Origin of the sequence: Polaromonas aquatica, from assembly GCF_050626995.1 — a bacterium.
GTDB lineage: Bacteria > Pseudomonadota > Gammaproteobacteria > Burkholderiales > Burkholderiaceae_C > Polaromonas > Polaromonas aquatica_A.
The window spans coordinates 3792747-3813954 of record NZ_CP192467.1; the positions used below are offsets into that span (position 1 = coordinate 3792747).

16 protein-coding genes are annotated in these 21208 nt (G+C 61.3%); 13 read left to right on the plus strand and 3 right to left on the minus strand.

All coding sequences use genetic code 11. The features are described from left to right. The first annotated feature begins 20 nt into the window (after positions 1–20). The 8 genes from lpxA (at position 21) to ACQ4MS_RS18175 (ending at position 9350) form a co-directional block, all read left to right on the plus strand. Complete coding sequence (gene lpxA / locus ACQ4MS_RS18140) at positions 21–833, plus strand: acyl-ACP--UDP-N-acetylglucosamine O-acyltransferase (protein WP_431096012.1); 813 nt, start codon at positions 21–23, stop codon at positions 831–833. A 95-nt stretch (positions 834–928) separates the two neighbouring features. Next, on the plus strand, positions 929–2059 hold the full coding sequence (gene lpxB, locus ACQ4MS_RS18145; protein WP_431099616.1) for a lipid-A-disaccharide synthase: 1131 nt from the start codon (positions 929–931) through the stop codon (positions 2057–2059). Continuing rightward, a complete protein-coding gene (gene rnhB, locus ACQ4MS_RS18150) occupies positions 2031–2648 on the plus strand; it encodes a ribonuclease HII (RefSeq protein WP_431096013.1) in 618 nt (205 codons plus the stop codon). The genes lpxB and rnhB overlap by 29 nt, the downstream gene beginning before the upstream one ends. Then, complete coding sequence (locus ACQ4MS_RS18155) at positions 2645–3448, plus strand: TrmH family RNA methyltransferase (RefSeq protein WP_431096014.1); 804 nt, start codon at positions 2645–2647, stop codon at positions 3446–3448. The genes rnhB and ACQ4MS_RS18155 overlap by 4 nt, the downstream gene beginning before the upstream one ends. Positions 3449–3826: 378 nt before the next feature. Continuing rightward, positions 3827–5017 (plus strand): glutamine-hydrolyzing carbamoyl-phosphate synthase small subunit, encoded by a 1191-nt coding sequence (gene carA / locus ACQ4MS_RS18160; RefSeq protein WP_431096015.1) that lies wholly within the window; start codon positions 3827–3829, stop codon positions 5015–5017. After that, positions 5010–8240 carry a carbamoyl-phosphate synthase large subunit gene (gene carB / locus ACQ4MS_RS18165; RefSeq protein ID WP_431096016.1) on the plus strand — a complete coding sequence of 1077 codons (3231 nt, stop codon included), beginning with the start codon at positions 5010–5012 and terminating at the stop codon, positions 8238–8240. The genes carA and carB overlap by 8 nt, the downstream gene beginning before the upstream one ends. Before the next feature lie 169 nt (positions 8241–8409). Then, positions 8410–8886 (plus strand): transcription elongation factor GreA, encoded by a 477-nt coding sequence (gene greA / locus ACQ4MS_RS18170; protein WP_074579943.1) that lies wholly within the window; start codon positions 8410–8412, stop codon positions 8884–8886. 17 nt (positions 8887–8903) lie between these two features. Continuing rightward, positions 8904–9350, plus strand: a complete 447-nt coding sequence (locus tag ACQ4MS_RS18175; protein ID WP_431096017.1) for a DUF4149 domain-containing protein — start codon at positions 8904–8906, stop codon at positions 9348–9350. Here the strand turns inward: ACQ4MS_RS18175 and folD are convergent. The 3 genes from folD to ACQ4MS_RS18190 form a co-directional block, all read right to left on the minus strand. Continuing rightward, positions 9347–10192, minus strand: coding sequence for a bifunctional methylenetetrahydrofolate dehydrogenase/methenyltetrahydrofolate cyclohydrolase FolD (gene folD, locus ACQ4MS_RS18180; protein ID WP_431096018.1), 846 nt, complete (start codon positions 10190–10192; stop codon positions 9347–9349). The genes ACQ4MS_RS18175 and folD overlap by 4 nt on opposite strands. 86 nt (positions 10193–10278) lie before the next feature. Next, positions 10279–10905, minus strand: a complete 627-nt coding sequence (locus ACQ4MS_RS18185; RefSeq protein WP_431096019.1) for a response regulator transcription factor — start codon at positions 10903–10905, stop codon at positions 10279–10281. Positions 10906–10956: 51 nt separating this feature from the next. Beyond that, on the minus strand, positions 10957–13524 hold the full coding sequence (locus ACQ4MS_RS18190; RefSeq protein ID WP_431096020.1) for a PAS domain S-box protein: 2568 nt from the start codon (positions 13522–13524) through the stop codon (positions 10957–10959). 340 nt (positions 13525–13864) lie between these two features. On the opposite strand from ACQ4MS_RS18190, the gene aceE reads away from it, so the two are divergent. From aceE to ACQ4MS_RS18215, 5 genes are all read left to right on the plus strand, one after another. Further along, positions 13865–16588, plus strand: a complete 2724-nt coding sequence (gene aceE, locus ACQ4MS_RS18195) for a pyruvate dehydrogenase (acetyl-transferring), homodimeric type (protein ID WP_431096021.1) — start codon at positions 13865–13867, stop codon at positions 16586–16588. A gap of 59 nt (positions 16589–16647) precedes the next feature. Beyond that, positions 16648–18315, plus strand: a complete 1668-nt coding sequence (aceF, locus tag ACQ4MS_RS18200; protein ID WP_431096022.1) for a dihydrolipoyllysine-residue acetyltransferase — start codon at positions 16648–16650, stop codon at positions 18313–18315. 14 nt (positions 18316–18329) lie between these two features. Further along, complete coding sequence (locus ACQ4MS_RS18205) at positions 18330–18920, plus strand: MFS transporter (protein WP_431096023.1); 591 nt, start codon at positions 18330–18332, stop codon at positions 18918–18920. Further along, positions 18917–20794, plus strand: a complete 1878-nt coding sequence (gene lpdA, locus ACQ4MS_RS18210; protein ID WP_431096024.1) for a dihydrolipoyl dehydrogenase — start codon at positions 18917–18919, stop codon at positions 20792–20794. The genes ACQ4MS_RS18205 and lpdA overlap by 4 nt, the downstream gene beginning before the upstream one ends. A 133-nt stretch (positions 20795–20927) precedes the next feature. Further along, positions 20928–21179 carry a hypothetical protein gene (locus ACQ4MS_RS18215; RefSeq protein WP_431096025.1) on the plus strand — a complete coding sequence of 84 codons (252 nt, stop codon included), beginning with the start codon at positions 20928–20930 and terminating at the stop codon, positions 21177–21179. The last annotated feature ends 29 nt before the right edge of the window (positions 21180–21208 follow it).

Here is a 21208-nt window from a genome sequence, read left to right on the forward strand (position 1 = left end):
AAGATCAAGGCCAACGCGACATGACTGCACCTCCTTCCACGCCGGGTATTCATGCCACGGCGATTGTGGACCCGCAAGCCCAGCTTCATGAGTCAGTGAGCGTCGGGCCTTACACGGTCATCGGCCCCCATGTGAAGGTTGGCGCCGGCACCACCATCGGTGCGCACTGCGTCATCGAAGGCCATACCACCATAGGGCGGGACAACAGAATCTTCCAGTTCAATTCGCTGGGTGCGATTCCGCAAGATAAAAAATATGCGGGTGAGCCGTGTGAACTGGTGATTGGTGACCGCAACACGATTCGTGAGTTCTGCACATTCAATATCGGTTCCCCCGGCGACAGTGGCGTGACGCGTGTCGGTGACGACAACTGGCTCATGGCTTACGTACATCTGGCGCATGACTGCTCGGTGGGCAATAACACTATTTTCGCCAACAATTCCCAACTGGCCGGCCATGTGCATGTGGGCGACTGGGTAATCCTGGGCGGATTCACGGTGGTACATCAGTTCGTGAGGCTGGGCGCACATAGCATGACGGCGATGTGCTCTTTGTTGTTTGCCGATTTGCCGCCTTTTGTCATGGTGCAAGGCCAGCCGGCCGAAGCCCGCTCCATGAATTTCGAAGGGCTGCGCCGGCGCGGCTTTTCACCCGACCGCATTGCTTCAGTCAAAGCCATGCACAAGGCCCTGTACCGCGAGGATCTCACGCTGGACCAGGCCCGTGCGCGCATTTCCGAGCTGACAGTTAAACACCCGGAATCAGCACCCGACGTGGAGATGATGCTCTCCTTCCTCGCGCAAACCTCGCCGCAACGCGGCATCGTCCGGTAAGGCCCATGTCTCTCGAGACCAGCCCTCTGCCAGCCTGTGGAGAGGCTGGCGGCCTCGCCGCCACACGGCCGGCCCTTGATGCACCCGAAGTGGCCATGGTCGCGGGGGAAACTTCAGGCGACCTGCTGGCGGGTTTGCTGCTCGATGGCCTCAAGGCCCGCTGGCCGTCTCTTGCCTCCGGTGGCATCGGTGGAGCACAGATGGCCAAACGCGGCTTTGATGCGTGGTGGCCCAGTGAGAAACTGGCCGTGCGCGGCTATGTCGAGGTGTTGCGCCACTACCGTGAGATCGTGGGCATACGTGAGCAGCTCAAGCAGCGCCTGCTTGCCCAGCATCCTGATATCTTTGTCGGAGTGGATGCCCCCGATTTCAACCTCGACCTGGAGGCTGCGCTCAAGGCTCAAGGCATCAAGACGGTTCATTTTGTGAGCCCGGCCATCTGGGCCTGGCGCGCTGACCGCGTTGAGAAAATCAAACGCAGCGTGGATCATGTGCTGTGCATCTTTCCGTTTGAGCCCGCCTTGCTGGCCGCTCACGGGATTTCCGCCACCTACGTAGGGCATCCTCTGGCCAATGTCATTCCGGCTCAACCGGACCGTGCCGCTGCGAGGCGCAAGCTGGGGCTGGACGAAGGGGATACGGTCATCGCCATCTTGCCGGGCAGCCGGAAATCGGAAATTCAGTACCTGGCCTTGAGGTTTTTTCGGGCTGCAGCCCTTGTAAAACGGGCGCAATCAGCTATTAAATTGATAGTGCCTGCAGTTCCGGCACTGAAAGACCAGATCCTCCGGATTGCAAGTGAAGCAGGCATGCTGGAGCACGTGCAGATCACCGACGGCCAGTCTCACACAGTCCTGGAGGCCTGTGATGTCACCCTGATCGCCAGCGGCACCGCCACCCTGGAGGCAGCGCTCTTCAAGCGCCCGATGGTGATCGCCTACAACATGAACTGGCTGTCCTGGCAGATCATGCGGCGCAAAAAGCTGCAACCCTGGGTCGGCCTGCCCAATATCCTCTGCCGGGATTTTGTCGTGCCAGAGCTTCTGCAGGACGAAGCCACACCTGAGGCCCTGGCGGAGGCTGTCCTGCAATGGATAGAGGCAAAATCATCGGCACCTGCCAAAATAGCGGCCGTGGAACAACGATTTGCCGCGCTGCATGCCGAGTTGCAGCGGGATACTTCAACATTAGCGACCGATGCGATCCAGCAAATTCTTGAAAGCTGAGCAAACCGCGCTGTCCTGGGACATTCCCGGGCTGGTGGCCGGTGTTGACGAGGCCGGACGCGGCCCCCTGATGGGCCCGGTGGTGGCCGCTGCCGTCATCCTTGATGAATTGAACCCAATCAAGGGGCTGGCTGACTCAAAAAAGCTGACGGCCCTGCGCCGCGAAAAGCTTTATGACGAAATCCGCGCCAAGGCCCTGTGCTGCTCGATCGCGCTGGCCACCGCCGAAGAAATAGACAGCATCAATATCCTGCAGGCCACCATGCTGGCCATGAAGCGCGCGGTGGAGGGCCTGCGCCTGAAACCCAACAAAGTGCTCGTGGACGGCAATCGCCTGCCGACGCTGGTCATTTTGTCTGAAGCCATAGTGGGCGGCGACGCGCTGGTCCCATCCATTTCGGCTGCCTCCATCCTGGCCAAAGTCCACCGCGACCGCTGGTGCGCCGAATTTCACCTCGAGTACCCGCAGTACGGCTTCGCAGACCACAAAGGCTACAGCACTGCAGAGCACCTGGCCGCCTTGCGGGAGCATGGCGCCTGCCCCCAGCACCGCCGGTCATTCGCGCCGGTGGCAGAGGTTCTTCGGTGAGTTTTGCTGGCACCGGGTCTACTGCCGCGGTCACGCACATCACTTCGCGCGACAACCCGCTGATCAAGGACCTGCGCAAGCTGTCCCAGGACAGCACGGCCTACCGCAAGCAGGGCCGTGTGTGGCTCGAAGGTGACCACCTGTGCCGTGCTGCGCTGGCGCGTGGCCTTGCGCCCGCCCTGGCTGTATTTTCTGAGTCTTTTTGGCCTATAGCCCCTATGGAATGGGCGCAGGCAGCTATCAAAACCATAGTGATCGCCGATGCGTTGCTGCCTGAAATCAGCGGCCTGGAATCTCCCGCACGCATGGGCTTTGTGTTGGATCTTCCTGCGGCAGCCAGCTTGAGAGCCGGCGCTGCATCCGTCATCCTTGACCGGGTGCAGGATGCCGGCAATGTCGGCTCCATTCTGCGCAGCGCAGCAGCATTCGGTTTTACGCAGATCATTGCCCTGAAAGGCTCCGCCGCGCTCTGGTCGCCCAAGGTGCTGCGCGCGGGTATGGGCGCCCATTTCGCGTTGCAATTGGTGGAAGGTATTGAGCTTGAAGCGCTTGGAGCGCTGGCGGTCCCCATCGTGGTCACCAGCTCGCATCAAGGTGATTTTTTGCACCAGCAGAAGCTACCCATGCCTTGCGCCTGGGCCATGGGCCACGAAGGGCAGGGCGTCAGCGACGACCTCATGAGCAGAGCGGCGCTCAAGGTCCGCATAGACCAGCCGGGCGGCGAAGAGTCGCTCAATGTAGCCGCCGCAGCGGCGATCTGTCTCTACGCAAGTTCATTGAGCACTTCTCCCGGGCCGTAAATCCATCCAGAGTGGACGACAGTAGGAGTTTGTCGTCACCAGCATGAGCCGCGGAACCGGCTTTGCCGGGCCGCAGGCGGGCGGCCCCCTCGGGGGGCAGGGAGTTACACGCAGTGAGCGACCGTGGGGGCTTCAAGTCTGAGCCGCGGAACCGGCTTTGCCGGGCCGCAGGCGTGCGGCCCCCTCGGGGGGCAGGGAGTTACACGCAGTGAGCGACCGTGGAGGCACATCCTCAGGCTATAATCAGTGGCTTTTCAAAACACAGCTTCGCCCGAGCGCATACAAAGCCACCACCCTCACAAAAGCAGCCAGCAAGAGTCTTGACCGAGACGTTTCTTGTGCACGCTTGGGCGAACCGTAACCAACCCGGAGAACCCAGTGCTTTTGTCTCTACAGGGATCACGCGAAAAATCCCCACACGCCATCCTGGCGCTCGCAGACGGCACGGTCTTTATCGGCAATTCCATCGGAGCCGCGGGCTCCACAGTCGGAGAGGTGGTGTTCAACACCGCCATGACCGGCTACCAGGAAATCCTCACGGATCCCAGCTACTGCCAGCAGATCGTCACCCTCACATACCCGCACATCGGCAACTACGGCGTCAACGCCGAAGACGTCGAAGCTGAAAAAGTCCATGCCGCTGGCCTGATCATCAAGGATCTTCCGCTGCTGGCCTCGAACTTCCGCGTGTCCATGACCTTGTCCGAGTATCTGGTCAAGGAAAACACGGTAGCCATCGCCGGTATCGACACCCGCCAACTCACACGCCACCTGCGCACCAAGGGCGCGCAAAACGGCTGCGTCATGGCTTTGCCCGCAGGCGAGGAAATGAGCCAGTTCGCGATTGAGAAGGCCGTCGCAGCTGCCCGCGGCGCGCCCAGCATGGCCGGCCTGGACCTGGCCAAAGTCGTCTCGGTCAAGCAGACCTACGAGTGGACCCAGACCGAGTGGAAACTCGGCGCAGGTTACGGCGTGCAGATTACGCCGAAATTTCACGTCGTGGCGTTTGACTTCGGTGTGAAGAAAAACATCCTGCGCATGATGGCCGAGCGCGGTGCGCGCATCACGGTGGTGCCGGCGCAAACGCCTGCCGCCGACGTGCTCAAGCTCAAGCCTGATGGCATCTTCCTGGCCAATGGCCCGGGTGACCCCGAGCCATGCGACTACGCCATCACGGCAGTGCGCGAACTGATCGAAACCGGCATCCCGACTTTCGGCATCTGCCTGGGCCACCAGATCATGGCGCTGGCCAGCGGTGCGAAGACCTTCAAGATGAAGTTCGGCCACCACGGCGCCAACCATCCGGTCAAAGACCTCGACAACGGCCGCGTCAGCATCACCAGCCAGAACCACGGTTTTGCGGTCGATGAGAAAAGCTTGCCCCCCAACCTCAGGCCCACGCACATCAGCCTGTTCGACGGCACGCTGCAGGGCCTGGCCCGCACCGACAAGCCGGCCTTCTGCTTCCAGGGGCACCCGGAAGCCTCTCCGGGCCCGCACGATATTTCATACTTGTTTGACCGTTTCACCGCGCTGATGGAACAGGCTGGGGAGAAGAAAAATGCCTAAGCGCACAGACATCAAGAGCGTCCTCATCATCGGCGCCGGCCCCATCATCATCGGCCAGGCCTGCGAGTTCGACTACTCCGGCGTGCAGGCCTGCAAGGCCTTGCGCGAAGAGGGCTACAAGGTCATCCTGATCAACAGCAACCCCGCCACGATCATGACCGACCCGGCCACCGCCGATGTCACCTACATCGAGCCCATCACCTGGCAGACAGTCGAAAAAATCATCGCCAAGGAGCGTCCCGACGCCATCCTGCCGACCATGGGCGGGCAGACCGCGCTCAATTGCGCGCTGGATCTCTGGCACAACGGCGTGCTCGATAAATACAAGGTCGAGCTGATCGGCGCCAAGCCCGAAGCCATCGACAAGGCCGAAGACCGCCTGAAGTTCAAGGACGCGATGACCAAGATCGGCCTGGGCTCGGCCCGCTCCGGCATCGCGCACAGCATGGACGAAGCCTGGGCGGTACAAAAGACCGTCGGTTTCCCCACCGTGATCCGCCCCAGCTTCACGCTGGGCGGCACCGGTGGCGGCATCGCCTACAACTCCGAAGAGTTCGAAATCATCTGCAAGCGCGGCCTCGAGGCCTCGCCTACCAACGAGTTGCTGATCGAAGAGTCGCTGCTCGGCTGGAAAGAGTACGAGATGGAAGTCGTCCGCGACACCGCCGACAACTGCATCATCGTCTGCTCCATCGAAAACCTGGACCCCATGGGCGTGCATACCGGCGACTCTATTACGGTGGCGCCAGCCCAGACGCTGACCGACAAGGAATACCAGATCCTGCGGAACGCCTCCCTGGCCGTGCTGCGCGAAATCGGTGTGGATACCGGCGGCTCCAACGTGCAGTTTTCCATCAACCCGGTCGACGGCCGCATGGTCGTGATCGAGATGAACCCGCGCGTCTCGCGCTCCTCGGCGCTAGCCTCCAAAGCCACGGGTTTCCCGATCGCCAAGGTTGCCGCCAAGCTGGCGGTCGGTTACACGCTCGACGAGCTGCGCAACGAAATCACGGGCGGCGCCACCCCCGCAAGCTTCGAGCCCAGCATCGACTACGTCGTCACCAAGATTCCACGTTTTGCGTTCGAGAAATTCCCGGCCGCCGACTCGCGCCTGACCACGCAGATGAAATCCGTCGGTGAGGTCATGGCTATGGGCCGTACCTTCCAGGAGTCCTTCCAGAAAGCCTTGCGCGGCCTGGAAGTCGGCGTGGACGGCATGAACGAAAAGACCCAGGACCGCGAAGTGCTCGAGAAAGAACTCGGCGCACCCGGCCCTGACCGCATCTGGTACGTGGGTGATGCCTTCGCCCAGGGCATGAGCGTCGACGAAGTCTTCGCGCTGACCAAGATCGACCCCTGGTTCCTCGTGCAGATCGAGCAGATCGTCAAGATCGAGCTTGAACTGGAAACCACCTCGCTCGACAAGATCGACGCCGTCACGCTGCGCGCGCTCAAGCAAAAAGGCTTTTCCGACCGACGCCTGGCCAAGCAGCTCAAGACCACCGACACGGCCATCCGCGAAAAGCGCCGCGCCCTGGGCGTGCGCCCAGTCTACAAGCGCGTGGACACCTGCGCCGCCGAGTTTGCGACCAACACCGCCTACATGTACTCGACCTACGAGGCCGAAGGCAGCGAATGCGAAGCCGCGCCCACCGACAAGAAAAAAATCATGGTGCTGGGCGGCGGGCCCAACCGTATCGGGCAGGGCATCGAGTTTGACTACTGCTGCGTGCACGCGGCGCTGGCCATGCGTGAAGACGGCTACGAGACCATCATGGTCAACTGCAACCCCGAAACCGTCTCCACCGACTACGACACCAGCGACCGCCTGTATTTCGAGCCGCTGACGCTCGAAGACGTGCTGGAGATCGTCGACAAGGAAAAACCGCTGGGCGTGATCGTCCAGTACGGCGGCCAGACGCCCCTGAAGCTGGCGCTCGATCTCGAAGCCAACGGTGTGCCCATCATCGGCACCTCGCCCGACATGATCGACGCGGCCGAAGACCGCGAGCGCTTCCAGAAACTGCTGCACGAACTCAAGCTGCGCCAGCCGCCCAACGCCACGGCCCGCACCGAGCCCGAAGCGCTCGAAAAAGCCGCGGCGCTGGGCTACCCTCTGGTCGTGCGCCCCAGCTACGTGCTGGGCGGCCGCGCGATGGAAATCGTGCACGAGCAGCGCGACCTTGAGCGCTACATGCGCGAGGCCGTCAAGGTGAGCCATGATTCGCCGGTGCTGCTGGACCGCTTCCTGAACGACGCCATCGAATGCGACGTCGACTGCCTGCGCGACCCTGAAGGCCGTACCTTCATCGGCGGCGTGATGGAGCACATCGAACAGGCCGGCGTGCACAGCGGTGACTCGGCATGCTCGCTGCCGCCATATTCGCTGAGCGCTGACACCGTCACCGAAATCAAACGCCAGACCGCTGCCATGGCCGAGGCGCTGACGGTGGTCGGGTTGATGAACGTGCAGTTCGCCATCCAGAACATTGACGGCAAGGACGTGATCTACGTGCTGGAAGTCAACCCGCGCGCCTCGCGCACCGTGCCTTTTGTCAGCAAGGCCACCGGCATCCAGCTGGCCAAGGTGGCGGCACGCTGCATGGTCGGCCAGTCGCTGGCTTCGCAAGGCATCAAGGACGAGGTCACACCGCCTTACTTCAGTGTCAAGGAAGCGGTGTTCCCCTTCGTCAAGTTCCCCGGTGTGGACACGATTCTCGGCCCCGAGATGAAGTCCACCGGCGAAGTGATGGGCGTGGGTAAGACTTTTGGCGAAGCCTTCGTGAAGTCGCAGCTCGGCGCGGGCACCAAGCTGCCCACTTCCGGCAAGGTCTTCCTGACCGTCAAGAACAACGACAAGCCGCGCGCCGTGGAAGTGGCGCGCGCGTTGGCCGCGCAGAAGTTCGAACTGGTCGCGACCAAGGGCACGGCGGCGGCCATCCAGGCGGCGGGTATTGCCTGCACCGTGGTCAACAAGGTCACCGAGGGCCGGCCGCACGTGGTGGACATGATCAAGAACAACGAAATCGCCCTGGTCATCAACACCGTGGAAGAGCGGCGCAACGCAATCACCGATTCGCGCCAGATCCGCACTTCCGCGTTGTTGGCCCGCGTGACGACCTACACCACCATTGCCGGCGCTGAAGCGGCCGTGGAAGGCATGAAATACCTGGACAACCTGCCGGTGTATTCCGTGCAGGAACTGCACGCCCAGCTGGCCTGACGGCCTGGTAGCCGGAATTTCTTGTCGGGGTTTTTCCCGGCTATTTCCCTGGCTATTTTCAGGTTGAGCCGGACTCGATTTGCATTAAACTTGTTTCATTGAAATTTCGGATTCAAGCGCCGCCGCCAGGTGACTGGTGGCGGTTTCGCTTTTGAGAGGAGCAAAAAACATGGCCACCATTCCCATTACCAAGCGCGGCGCGGAAAGCCTCAAGGCCGAGCTGCACCAGCTCAAGACCGTTGACCGCCCCTGGGTCATCAATTCGATTTCCGAAGCGCGTGCCCAGGGCGACCTGAGTGAAAACGCTGAATATGACGCCGCCAAGGACCGCCAGGGTTTCATCGAAGGCCGCATCCAGGAAATCGAGGGCAAGCTCTCCGCCGCGCAGATCATCGACCCGTCCGAACTGGACGCGGGCGGCAAGGTGGTGTTCGGCTCAACCATCGAACTGGAAGACGAAGACACCGGTGACAAGGTGACCTACCAGATCGTCGGCGAAGACGAGGCCGATATCAAGCTGGGCCGGGTCAACATCAGTTCGCCGATCGCGCGCGCCTTGATCGGCAAGGACGAGGGCGATACCGCCGAAGTCCAGGCGCCGGGTGGCATCAAGCGTTACGAAATCATCGCGGTGATGTACATCTAAACACCCTGATTCCATTCATGAAGCAGCGCTTCAATCTCATGGTGGCGGCTCTCTGGTGGGGGAGCCTGACCACCTTGGGATTCCTCGTGGTTCCGATGCTGTTTGCCAATCTGGGCACGCCTGCTGTTGCTGGCGCCATGGCAGCCAAGCTATTCACCGCGCAGACCTGGCTTAGCACTGGCTGCGCCATGCTATTACTGCTGATTCTCAATAAAAAAGATGATGTAGCCCTTGCGCAGCAGGCGCAGGCAGCTATGAAATTTATAGTGGCTGGGTTGTTGCTGGCCCTTCTGGTGGAATTTGGCATCGCGCCGCGCATCGTCAGCGCGCGAGCCGAAGGCGGCAACCTCAAGCTCTGGCATGGCCTGGGTACTACGCTCTATGTTGTGCAGTGGTTTTGCGCCGGTCTGGTTCTTTGGCGTCTGTCGCGCCCAGAACCTGCTGCAGACTCCGCGGTGACCTAGACGCGTTCAGCGGCCTCGAGCGTATTCACCAGCAGCATGGTGATCGTCATGGGGCCGACACCGCCCGGCACCGGCGTGATGTAACCCGCCACTTCCTTCACGCCGTTAAAGTCCACGTCGCCGCAGAGCTTGCCTTCGTCGTTGCGGTTCATACCCACATCAATCACGACGGTGCCTGGCTTGACCATATCGGCCGTCAACACCTTGCGCTTGCCAACAGCCGCCACGATCACATCGGCCTGCAGCGTCATGGCCTTGAGGTCTTTGGTGGCGCTGTGGCAGATGGTGACGGTGGCGTTCTTCTGTAGCAGCATCAGCGCCATCGGCTTCCCGACGATGTTGCTGCGGCCAATGACGACGGCATGTTTGCCTTTCAGGTCGTAACCGATGCTTTCGAGCATCTTCATGCAGCCGTACGGCGTGCAGGGCCAGAAACCCGGCTGGCCGACCATCAGCGCCCCGGCGCTGGCGACGTGAAACCCGTCGACGTCCTTGGCCGGCGAGATCGATTCGATGACTTTCTGCGCGTCGATATGCGCCGGCAGCGGCAGCTGCACCAGGATGCCGTGGATGGCCGGGTCATTGTTGAGGGCGTCCACCCGCGCGAGCAGGTCGGCTTCGCTCAGCGTGGCCGGGTACTGCTCCATCACCGAATGCAGGCCGTTGTCCTGGCAAGCCTTGACCTTGTTGCGTACGTAAACCTGGCTGGCCGGGTTCTCGCCCACGAGCACAACAGCCAGGCCCGGCGTGATGCCACGTGCGCGCAAGGCAGCAGCGCGCTTGGCGACTTCAGCGCGCAATTGTTTGGAGAGGGCGTTTCCGTCGATCAGCTGGGCAGTCATTTTGTAATCGGTTTTCAAAGTAAAAACGCCCGCTGGTCCAATCAACACGGGCGCTATAAGCTATCAATAAGATAGCAAAAAGAGGGTCAGGCCTTGGGTGCGTTGGACCCCAGGGCGATCTTCAGCAAGTCGGCCACGGTGTTGGCGTTGAGCTTTTCCATGATATTGGCGCGGTGTGCTTCTACCGTCTTGATGCTGATGCCCAGGTCGTCGGCGATCTGCTTGTTGAGGCGGCCCGCCACGATGCGCTCGAGCACCTGGGCTTCGCGCGAGGTGAGCTTGGCGAGCAGGGCGTCGCGGCTGGCGGACTGCTGGTAGTCACTGAAGGCTTCTTTGGCCTGCTCCAGCATGCGCTCGACCAGGTTGACCAGGGCTTCTTCCTGGAATGGCTTCTGGATGAAATCCATGGCGCCTTTTTTCATGGTGTTGACAGCCATGGGCACGTCGCCGTGGCCCGTGATAAACACGATGGGAAGGGGAGACTTGCGCTCGACCAGGCGATCCTGCAACTCCAGGCCCGTCATGCCGCCCATGCGGATGTCGACGATCAGGCAGGCGACTTCGCGGGGATCGTAGCGGGAGAGGAAGGTTTCGGCCGAGTCGTAGCAGCGGACCCGGTAGTCCTTGCCCTCGAGCAGCCACTGCAGTGAGTCGCGCACGCCCTCGTCATCATCAACGACGTAGACGGTACCTTTTTTGGGAATCAAGCTCATGCCAAACTTTCTTTCGTGAACTTCTCGAAAAGACGGTTCTTGAAGAGGCCTTCAATGAACGCCGGTGTCCTTGGTTGCTACGGTATCGCTAGCAGGCGATGCCGGTGCAAGCAGCGGTGTCACGGGGATCCAGAAGGTAAACCGGCACCCCACCACTTCGTCCCCATTGTAGAGGTTCTCGGCCTCCATTCTTCCCTGGTGGGACTCGACAATGCTGCGGCACAGTTTGAGGCCAATGCCCATGCCTTCGGCCTTGGTGGAGTAGAAGGCTTCGTACAGCCGGCCCATGACTTCAGGCGACAGGCCGCGGCCGGAATCCAGCACCGAAAACTCCACCACGGACTGGTCCTCAATCTGCTTGGGCACCACGCGTAATTCAACACTGCGCCGCGCTGTGGGCATGTGCGCCTGCTCGATGGACTCGGCTGCGTTCTTCATGAGATTGATCAGGACCTGCTCGATCAGGATGGGGTCCACCATGATTTCGGGCAGGCGGGCCGCGATGTAGTGGCTCAGGCGCACGTGATGGCGGCGCAGCTCGATGTCGGCCAGTTCCATGGCATTGCTGACCATCGTCGCCACATCGGCGGCCATGCGATTGGGCTCGCTGCGCTTCACAAAGGAGCGTATGCGCTGGATGATCTGCCCGGCCCGGTGCGCCTGTTTGGCGGTTTTTTCCAGAGCCACCAGCAGGTCTTCGTTGCTGATTTGCCTGCCCTTGATGCGCGACACCATGCCGTTGCAATAGTTGTTGATGGCGGTGAGCGGCTGGTTCAACTCGTGCGCTACGCTGGAGGCCATTTCCCCCATGGTGATGAGGCGGCTCGCAGTCTGGGCGCGTTCGTTCTGCTGGGCGGCCTGCTCTTCGGCATGGCGGCGCGGCGTGATATCGGTGGCAATCACCATCTGGGCCAGGCGGCCATCTACCCAGGTCAGGTAGCGCGAGCGGACTTCCAGCCACTTGCTCAGTTCGGGGACGAAAATTTCGGCGTTTTCCGTCTGAGCCGCTGTCAGCGTATCGGTGGGCAGACCGGCCAGGCCGTCAACGGCGTCCAACGCGTCTTCGGTAGGCACGGCGCTCGGCACCCCGGCCTGCGCGATCAGGTTCAGGTGGCCGGAGACCTCACCGCCGAACCACGAGCGGTACAGCCGGTTGGCAAACAGAAGCTCCTCGCTGCCCAGCGGCGCCACTGACACGGCAGCGTCCAGGCCCTCCAGTACGGTCGTGAAACGTTCGTAAGAAGCTGTGAGCTCCTCCCGGATGCGTTTGGGCTCGGTGATGTCGGTCATGGATGTCATCCAGCCGGTTTGCTGGCCACGCGGGTCTATCAGCGGGGAGACATACATGCGGGCGTCGAAAATCTGGCCGTTCTTGCGTTTGACGCGCACCTCGAAGCCGCCCGGCGGCGTGCGGCCGTGCAGTTCGTCGTCCAGCCGCTGCATCAGGGTGTCGATCTCGCCTTCGGGCCAGTGCGGAAACGGCGGGGTGCGGCCCACCAGGTCACCTTCGGTCAGGCCCGTCATCTGGCAGAAAGCCGGGTTGACATAAGTGATGCGGCCCTGCAGGTCCAGTGCGCGCATGCCGGTCAGCATGGAGTTTTCCATCGCGCGGCGGAAGTTGGTCTCAGAAATCAGGGCCTGCTGGGCCTGCACGCGGCGCCGCGTGTGGCGCCAGGTCCCCAGCAGCATCCAGACTGTCAGGGCGCTCAAGGCGCTGACCAGCCAGAAAAAACCGCTGCCAACCACACCCAGTGAAGCCCTGTAGCCCTCAGCACGGATCAGCAAGCCGTTGCCCACCGGGGAGACTGGTATCTCATATTCGGCGGCGGCGTCGGCCCAAGGCAGCAGCCGGGCGGCAGGATTGCGGGGGGGCGGCAGGTTGCCGGCCAGCACGGCGTTTTTGTCGTCGACCAGCGTGACGGCGTACTTGGCGGTGACTTCCGTCGGCACGCCGAAGCGCAGCAATCCGTCGATGGAATATTCACCCATGATGACGCCGGCGAACTTTCCCTGGTCATCCAGCGGGACCTGAAGCTGCAACGTCGGCGTGTTGTAGCCGCTGGCTTCCTTGGCCACCAGCGGGCGCGAATAAACCGGCTGCCGCAGATCCCTTGCGAGTTCATAGGTGCCATCGGTTTCGCCAAGCTTGAGCTGCTCGCCTGCGCCGCGCACCTGGCTGGCATTGGCGCTGGGGGATACATAAGCGACTTTGATGCGCCGCCTGCTGTCGACCCACGTGACCGCCAGGAGTTCGGGGTACTGGTTGACCAGTGACTCGGCCTGGGAAATGAACTCTTCCGTGTCCACTTCCTTGTTGGAGACGTCGCGGCCGATGCGCATGAGCTGCTCCTGCCGCTCGAGCAGGCGCAGGCGCAGGCGCTGCTGGGCATATTCCACGTCGCGTTTGACCGCCTGTTGCTCGCGATCGATTTCTTCAATGCGCAAATAGCCGAAGGCCGCGATCACGGCAGCGAGGAAGAGCACCACCGCCAACAGGGGGCCCAGGGTGATGAAACGGTCCTGGCGTGACGGTGATTGCTTGCGCCACCAGCGCCGCCACAGTGCAAAGGTTGTGGTGTTCGCCGTTGAATCGGCAGGGACGGGGGCTTGCTGTGTCATAGGGAATGTTGCAGTTTAAGTGAGATGCTTCCTGTCAAGCCGGGTTAAGGTGGGTTTGTTTTTTGCTGCGCTTATACACATTGCTCGACGTGAAGTGGGCTGGCATCTGTCAGGGGAAAGGGCTTCGCTTCCCAGGTAGTCAAAATGCAGATAATTTCTTAATGTGAAATCAATAAGCACAATTTGAAATTCCGTAAATATTATGAGAAACTAGGGGCTTGAATCTAAATTGCGTTTAAAACACGTTTTAGACCAACCTGGACACAGCACCGCAGGCGGCCCGACAAGAGGCTGTATTGCAGTTAACAAGCTTTTATCAAGCTACTCAAGGAGACAAAAAATGGCTGCCAATCCCACCCAAGCCGGCGACAACCTGCGCGCCGCCGCCAACGATGCGCTGGACAAAGACAGCCAGGAAACCCGCGAGTGGATGGACGCGCTGTCCGCCGTCATCGAAAGCGAAGGCCCAGAGCGCGCCCACTTCCTGCTTGAGCAACTCCTTGAACACGCCCGCCAGAAAAGCATCGACATGCCTTTCTCGGCCAATACCGGTTACGTCAACACGATTGAGGCTGACCACGAAGAGCGGTCCCCCGGCAATCTTGAGATCGAAGAGCGCCTGCGCGCCTACATGCGCTGGAACGCCATGGCCATGGTGGTCAAGGCCAACCGCCTGCACCCCGCTGACGGCGGCGACCTGGGCGGCCATATCGGCTCCTTTGCTTCGCTGGCCAGTCTGTTCGGCGCCGGCTTCAACCATTTCTGGCATGCCGAAAGTGAAAACCACGGCGGCGACTGCCTCTACATCCAGGGCCACGTATCGCCTGGTGTTTACGCCCGCGCCTATCTTGAAGGCCGCCTGACCGAAGAGCAACTGCTTAACTTCCGCCAGGAAGTCGATGGCAAGGGCCTCTCGAGCTATCCGCACCCCAAGCTGATGCCCGAGTTCTGGCAGTTCCCCACTGTCTCCATGGGCCTGGGCCCATTGATGGCGATTTACCAGGCACGCTTCCTCAAGTACCTGCACGCCCGCGGCATTGCCAACACTGAAAACCGCAAGGTCTGGGTCTTCTGCGGCGACGGCGAGATGGACGAAGTCGAATCCATGGGCGCCATCGGCCTGGCCGCACGCGAAAAGCTCGACAACCTCGTCTTTGTCATCAACTGCAACCTGCAGCGCCTTGACGGCCCGGTGCGCGGCAACGGCAAGATCATCCAGGAACTTGAAGGTGAGTTCCGCGGCGCCGGCTGGAATGTCATCAAGCTCATCTGGGGCAGCAACTGGGATCCCTTGCTGGCCCGCGACAAAGACGGCGCACTCCGCAAGGTCATGATGGACACAGTGGACGGCGACTACCAAGCCATGAAGGCCAACGACGGCGCTTTCGTTCGCAAGCATTTCTTCGGTAAGGACCCGCGCACGCTCGAGATGGTCGCCAAGATGAGCGACGACGACATCTGGAACCTGCGCCGCGGCGGCCACGACTCACAAAAGGTCTATGCGGCCTTCCACGCGGCCGTCAAGCATGAAGGCCAGCCCACCGTCTTGCTGATCAAGACCGTCAAGGGCTTCGGCATGGGCAAGATCGGCGAAGGCAAGAACAACGTCCACCAAACCAAAAAGCTGGCCGACGAAGACATCAAGGCCTTCCGCGACCGTTTCAACATCCCCATTCCCGACAGCCAGCTGGCAGACATCCCGTTCTACAAGCCGGCAGACGATACCCCAGAGATGCGCTACCTGCACGAGCGCCGCAAGGCACTGGGCGGCTACCTGCCGCACCGCCGCGTCAAGGCCGACGAGAGCTTTACCGTGCCGGCGCTCGAGACCTTCAAATCGGTGATCGAACCCACCGCCGAAGGCCGCGAAATCTCGACCACCCAGGCGTATGTCCGCTTCCTCACGCAGCTGCTGCGCGACCAGGCCCTGGGCCCGCGCGTCGTGCCCATCCTGGTCGACGAAGCCCGTACCTTCGGCATGGAAGGCCTGTTCCGCCAGATCGGCATCTACAACCCTGATGGCCAGAAATACACGCCGGTCGACAAAGACCAGGTCATGTACTACAAGGAAGACAAGCAGGGCCAGATCCTGCAGGAAGGCATCAACGAAGCCGGCGGCATGAGCAGCTGGATCGCGGCGGCCACCTCGTACAGCACCAACAACCGGATCATGATCCCGTTCTACGTGTACTACTCCATGTTCGGCTTCCAGCGCGTGGGCGACCTGGCCTGGGCGGCCGGCGACATGCAGGCGCGCGGCTTCCTGCTGGGCGGCACTTCGGGCCGCACCACGCTGAACGGCGAAGGCCTGCAGCACGAAGACGGCCACAGCCACATCCTGGCCGGCACGATTCCCAACTGCATCAGCTACGACCCGACCTTTGCACACGAAGTCGGCGTCATCCTGCACCACGGCCTCAAGCGCATGGTCGAAAAGCAGGACAACGTCTATTTCTACCTCACGTTGCTGAACGAAAACTACGCCATGCCCGGCCTCAAGCCCGGCACCGAAGAGCAGATCATCAAAGGCATGTACCTCTGCAAAGAGGGCGCTAAATTGACACCGCGCGTGCAGCTCCTCGGCTCCGGCACCATCCTGCGCGAATCCATTGCCGCGCAAGAACTGCTTGAAAAAGAGTGGGGCGTTGCCGCCAACGTCTGGAGCTGCCCAAGCTTTAACGAACTGGCCCGCGACGGCCAGAACGCCGAACGCTGGAGCCTGCTGCACCCGGCAGAAAAAGCCAAGGTGCCGTTCGTGGCCGAACAGCTCGAAAAGCACACCGGCCCGGTCATCGCATCGACCGACTACATGAAGGCCTATGCCGAGCAGATCCGCCCCTTCATCCCCAAGGGCCGCACTTACAAGGTGCTGGGCACTGACGGTTTTGGCCGCAGCGACTTCCGCAGCAAGCTGCGCGAGCATTTCGAGATCAACCGCCACTACATCGTCGTGGCGGCGCTCAAGGCGCTCAGCGAAGAAGGCACGGTGCCGGTTGCCAAGGTAACCGAAGCCATCAAGAAGTACGGCATCAATGTCGACAAGATCAACCCGCTTTACGCTTGAGTTAAAACCCTGACGTAGACGTACAGACACATACGCCTGAAGAAACCGGAGACAAGAATATGGCAGTGGTAGACATTCAAGTTCCTGATATCGGGGATTTCGACGAAGTGACGGTGATTGAATTGCTGGTCAAACCCGGCGACACCGTGAAAGCGGAACAGTCGCTGATCACTGTGGAGTCCGACAAGGCCTCCATGGAAATTCCTTCCAGCCACGGGGGTGTGGTCAAGGAAATAAAGGTCAAGCTCGACGACAAGGTCAAGCAAGGCTCCGTGGTTTTGACGCTCGAAGTGGCCGGTGCGGAAGCTGCACCTTCAGCACCAAAAACGGCTCCAGCCCAGGCAACACCCGCGCCAGCTGCTAGCAAACCTGTAGCGGCGCCAGCTTCGGCCCCGGCTCCCGCTGTTGCCTCCGGCCCGGTCGAAGTCCGCGTGCCCGACATCGGTGACTTCAAGGATGTGTCCGTCATTGAAGTCTTGGTCAAACCCGGCGACACCATCAAGGCCGAACAGTCGCTGATCACCGTGGAGTCCGACAAGGCCTCGATGGAGATTCCGTCGTCCGCGGCCGGTGTGCTCAAAGAGCTCAAGGTCAAGATGGGCGACGTCGTCAACATCGGCGACCTGGTGGCCATCCTCGAAGGTTCTGTGGCTGCAAGCGCAGCGCCTGCACCTGCTGCTTCCGTACCAGCTCCCGCTGCGGCCCCGGCTGCGCCTGCCGCCGCTGCTGCGCCGGCAACCGCATCTGCGCCCGCCAGTCAGCCAGCCCACGACCCCACCACAGCGCCCCAGGGCAACCTGCCACATGCGTCACCCTCCGTACGCAAGTTCGCACGCGAACTCGGCGTGCCGCTGGCGGAAGTCAAAGGCAGCGGCCCCAAAGGCCGCATCACGCAAGACGATATCCAAGCCTTCACCAAATCGGTGATGGATGGCAGCGTTCGTACCCAGGCGCAGGCTGCCAAGGCGCCCGCATCTTCAGGCGGCGGTGCAGGGCTTGATTTGCTGCCGTGGCCCAAAGTCGACTTCACCAAGTTCGGCCCGGTCGAGCGCAAGGACCTGTCCCGCATCAAAAAGATCAGCGGTGCCAACCTGCTGCGCAACTACGTGATGATCCCGCACGTCACCAACCACGACGATGCCGACATCACCGAGCTCGAAGCCTTCCGCGTTTCGACCAACAAGGAAAACGAAAAGGCGGGCCTCAAAGTCACCATGCTGGCCTTCCTGATCAAGGCCAGCGTTGCGGCACTGAAAAAATTCCCCGAGTTCAATGCCTCGCTGGACGGCGACCAGATCGTCTACAAGCAGTACTACCACATCGGTTTTGCCGCCGACACGCCCAATGGGCTTGTTGTTCCTGTGCTGAAAGACGCTGACAAAAAGGGCGTACTGCAGATCAGCCAGGAAATGGGCGAGCTGGCCAAGAAAGCGCGCGACGGCAAGCTGACACCTGCCGAAATGCAGGGCGCCAGCTTCACCATCTCGTCGCTGGGCGGCATTGGCGGGCGTTACTTCACGCCCATCATCAACGCACCTGAAGTCGCCATCCTCGGCGTCTCCAAGAGCCAGATGGAGCCGGTCTGGGACGGCAAGGCCTTCCAGCCGCGCCTGATGCTGCCGATGTCGCTGGCCTGGGATCACCGCGTAATCGACGGCGCCGGCGCCGCGCGCTTTAACGCTTACCTCGGCCAGATCCTCGCCGACTTCCGCCGCGTCCTCCTTTAAACCGGAGGCGCAACATGACAACACTTGTAGTCGTCAAAAAGGCGGGGCAGGTTGCGATTGCCGCCGACACGCTGGTCACTTTCGGCGACACCAGCCTGACGCACCGCTTCGAAGCCAACAGCAAGATTTTCAAGGTCGACACGCCCGCGGGCATGAGCTATATCGGCATGGCCGGCACGGTGGCGCATTTTCCGGTGTTGCGCAAGGCCATGGCGGCCTTGCCCAAAGAGCAGCTCAAGCTGGGCTCGCGCGACGAGGTGTTCGACACCTTCATCAAGCTGCACCCCATGCTGAAAGAAGCGTTCTTCCTGCAGACCAAAGAAGACGACAACGACCCTTACGAGTCCAGCCAGTTCACAGTGGTCATTGCCAATGCCAGCGGCATTTACGGCCTCTACAGCTACCGTGAAGTCTTCGAATTCAAGGAATTCTGGGGCATTGGCTCCGGCCGCAGCTTTGCGCTGGGTGCCATGCATGCAGCGTGGGACAAAGCCAAGACCGCGCGCGAAGTAGCCATGGCCGGCCTCAATGCGGGATGCGAGTTCGACAAGAATTCTGCCGGACCCGTCGACATATTCACCCTTAAATTGAAAGCCTCCAAATGAGCGCATCCAGCCTGATAGACATCAAGGTGCCGGACATTGGCGATTTTGACGAAGTGTCCGTGATTGAGGTGCTGGTCAAGGCCGGCGACACCATCAAGGCCGAGCAAAGCCTGATCACCGTCGAAAGCGACAAGGCCTCGATGGAAATCCCGTCGTCGGCCGCAGGCGTAGTCAAGGCGATCAAGGTCAAAGTGGGTGACAAGGTCAAGCAGGGTTCCGTGGTGCTGACGCTCGAGAGCAGCGGTGCAGCTTCTGCGCCTGCAACGCCCGCGGCAGATTCGGCACCAAAACAGGCTGTAGCCCAAGAAATTCCTGCGCAAGCAGCTCCTAAAACTGTAGCAACCCCCGCTGCCACACCGGCTCCGGCTGCAGCCAGTTTCAGCGGCTCGGCCGATCTGGACTGCGACCTGCTGGTGCTGGGCGCCGGCCCTGGCGGCTATTCCGCCGCCTTTCGCGCGGCAGACCTGGGCCTCAAAGTCGTGCTGGTGGAGCGCTATGCCACGCTGGGCGGCGTTTGCCTGAATGTCGGTTGCATTCCGTCCAAGGCGCTGCTGCACGTGGCGGCAGTGATGGACGAGGTCAAGCACTTCGAGGCGCTGGGCGTGAGTTTTGCCGAACCCAAGGTCGATGTGAACAAGCTGCGCACCCACAAGGAAAAAGTCGTCGGCAAGCTCACCGGCGGTTTGGCTGCGATGGCCAAGATGCGCAAGGTCACCACGGTGCGCGGCATCGGCCAGTTCGTCGGCGCCAATCACCTGCAGGTAGAGGAAACCAGCGGCGCCGAAGGCCAGGAACGAACCGGCAAGAGCCAGACCATTGCGTTCAAGAACTGCATCATCGCTGCCGGCTCCCAGGCCGTTCGCCTGCCTTTCATGCCGGAAGATCCTCGCGTGGTGGACAGCACCGGCGCATTGGCACTCAAGGAAGTGCCCAAACGCATGCTGATCCTCGGCGGCGGCATCATCGGGCTGGAAATGGGTACGGTCTACAGCACACTGGGCGCGCGCCTGGACGTGGTTGAAATGATGGACGGCCTGATGCAGGGCGCTGACCGTGACCTGGTCAAAGTTTGGCAGAAGATGAATGCACCGCGCTTTGACAACATCATGCTCAAGACCAAAACCGTGGGCGCCAAAGCGACCAAGGCTGGTATTGAGGTGACTTTCGAAGCCGCGGAAGCGGGCGGCAGCGCCCCGGCACCGCAAACCTATGACCTGGTGCTGCAGGCTGTGGGCCGGACACCCAATGGCAAGAAGCTGGCTGCCGACAAGGCCGGCGTCACAGTCACCGACCGCGGTTTCATTCCGGTTGATATCCAGATGCGCACCAACGTGCCGCACATCTTCGCCATCGGCGACATCGTCGGTCAACCCATGCTGGCACATAAGGCCGTGCACGAAGGCCACGTGGCCGCTGAAGTAATTGCCGGTGAATTGCAGGGTAACAAGGAGCTCGCCAGCGCCGCGTTCAATGCACGCGTGATCCCTAGCGTGGCCTACACTGACCCCGAAGTCGCATGGGTCGGCCTCACGGAAGACCAGGCGAAGGCCCAGGGCATCAAGGTCAAGAAGGGCCTGTTTCCGTGGACGGCTTCCGGCCGGGCGATTGCCAATGGCCGCGACGAAGGCTTCACCAAGCTGCTGTTTGACGACAGCCCTGAAGCGCATGGCCATGGAAAAATTCTGGGCGGCGGCATTGTCGGCACGCACGCTGGCGACATGATCGGCGAGATTGCACTCGCGATCGAAATGGGCGCTGACGCGGTCGACATCGGCAAGACCATCCATCCACATCCCACGCTGGGTGAAAGCATGGGGATGGCTGCGGAAGTGGCGCACGGCAGCTGCACCGACTTGCCGCCGGTGCGAAAGTAAGCTTGCCGGGAGCTCGATATGGGGAGCCCGAACTGGCAGCAGATCGGGCTTTTTGCTGTCCGAGGCCGGTCTGCCCGCGTGCCGCTCGCGATGCGCCTGAGGCAAGCCGCGCTGCGCATGGGAAATAATCCTCATGAGTTACGTCATCCACATCTGGGATCAGCCCACCCCAACGAGCTGGCCTGAGGCGCAGGCGCTGTTCGAGCGTCTGTGGGACCAGCGGGCTGCACTGAATCCGAAATTCGTTGACCGACGATTCGAGCTGCTCGTCCAGCGCTGTGTTCATCACAACATGACCCCTTATTTTCTGAACGCTACCCATCGCGCTCTGCAGGAAGACAGTCTGCAACCAATGTTCGGCACCTACCCCGGAAGCGTCGCTTGACGCGTGACAGCCAATTCGCGGGTCGCGCC

Bases quoted from the DNA above. Each gene is read 5' to 3' on its own strand.
- ACQ4MS_RS18175 (WP_431096017.1), top strand. From the start codon at position 8,904: ATGAAGCAGCGCTTCAATCTCATGGTGGCGGCTCTCTGGTGGGGGAGC.
- ACQ4MS_RS18205 (WP_431096023.1), top strand. From the start codon at position 18,330: ATGACAACACTTGTAGTCGTCAAAAAGGCGGGGCAGGTTGCGATTGCC.
- ACQ4MS_RS18185 (WP_431096019.1), bottom strand. From the start codon at position 10,905: ATGAGCTTGATTCCCAAAAAAGGTACCGTCTACGTCGTTGATGATGAC.
- ACQ4MS_RS18190 (WP_431096020.1), bottom strand. From the start codon at position 13,524: ATGACACAGCAAGCCCCCGTCCCTGCCGATTCAACGGCGAACACCACA.
- lpxA (WP_431096012.1), top strand. From the start codon at position 21: ATGACTGCACCTCCTTCCACGCCGGGTATTCATGCCACGGCGATTGTG.
- rnhB (WP_431096013.1), top strand. From the start codon at position 2,031: ATGCGATCCAGCAAATTCTTGAAAGCTGAGCAAACCGCGCTGTCCTGG.
- folD (WP_431096018.1), bottom strand. From the start codon at position 10,192: ATGACTGCCCAGCTGATCGACGGAAACGCCCTCTCCAAACAATTGCGC.
- ACQ4MS_RS18215 (WP_431096025.1), top strand. From the start codon at position 20,928: ATGAGTTACGTCATCCACATCTGGGATCAGCCCACCCCAACGAGCTGG.
- lpdA (WP_431096024.1), top strand. From the start codon at position 18,917: ATGAGCGCATCCAGCCTGATAGACATCAAGGTGCCGGACATTGGCGAT.
- aceE (WP_431096021.1), top strand. From the start codon at position 13,865: ATGGCTGCCAATCCCACCCAAGCCGGCGACAACCTGCGCGCCGCCGCC.
- lpxB (WP_431099616.1), top strand. From the start codon at position 929: ATGGTCGCGGGGGAAACTTCAGGCGACCTGCTGGCGGGTTTGCTGCTC.
- carB (WP_431096016.1), top strand. From the start codon at position 5,010: ATGCCTAAGCGCACAGACATCAAGAGCGTCCTCATCATCGGCGCCGGC.
- aceF (WP_431096022.1), top strand. From the start codon at position 16,648: ATGGCAGTGGTAGACATTCAAGTTCCTGATATCGGGGATTTCGACGAA.
- greA (WP_074579943.1), top strand. From the start codon at position 8,410: ATGGCCACCATTCCCATTACCAAGCGCGGCGCGGAAAGCCTCAAGGCC.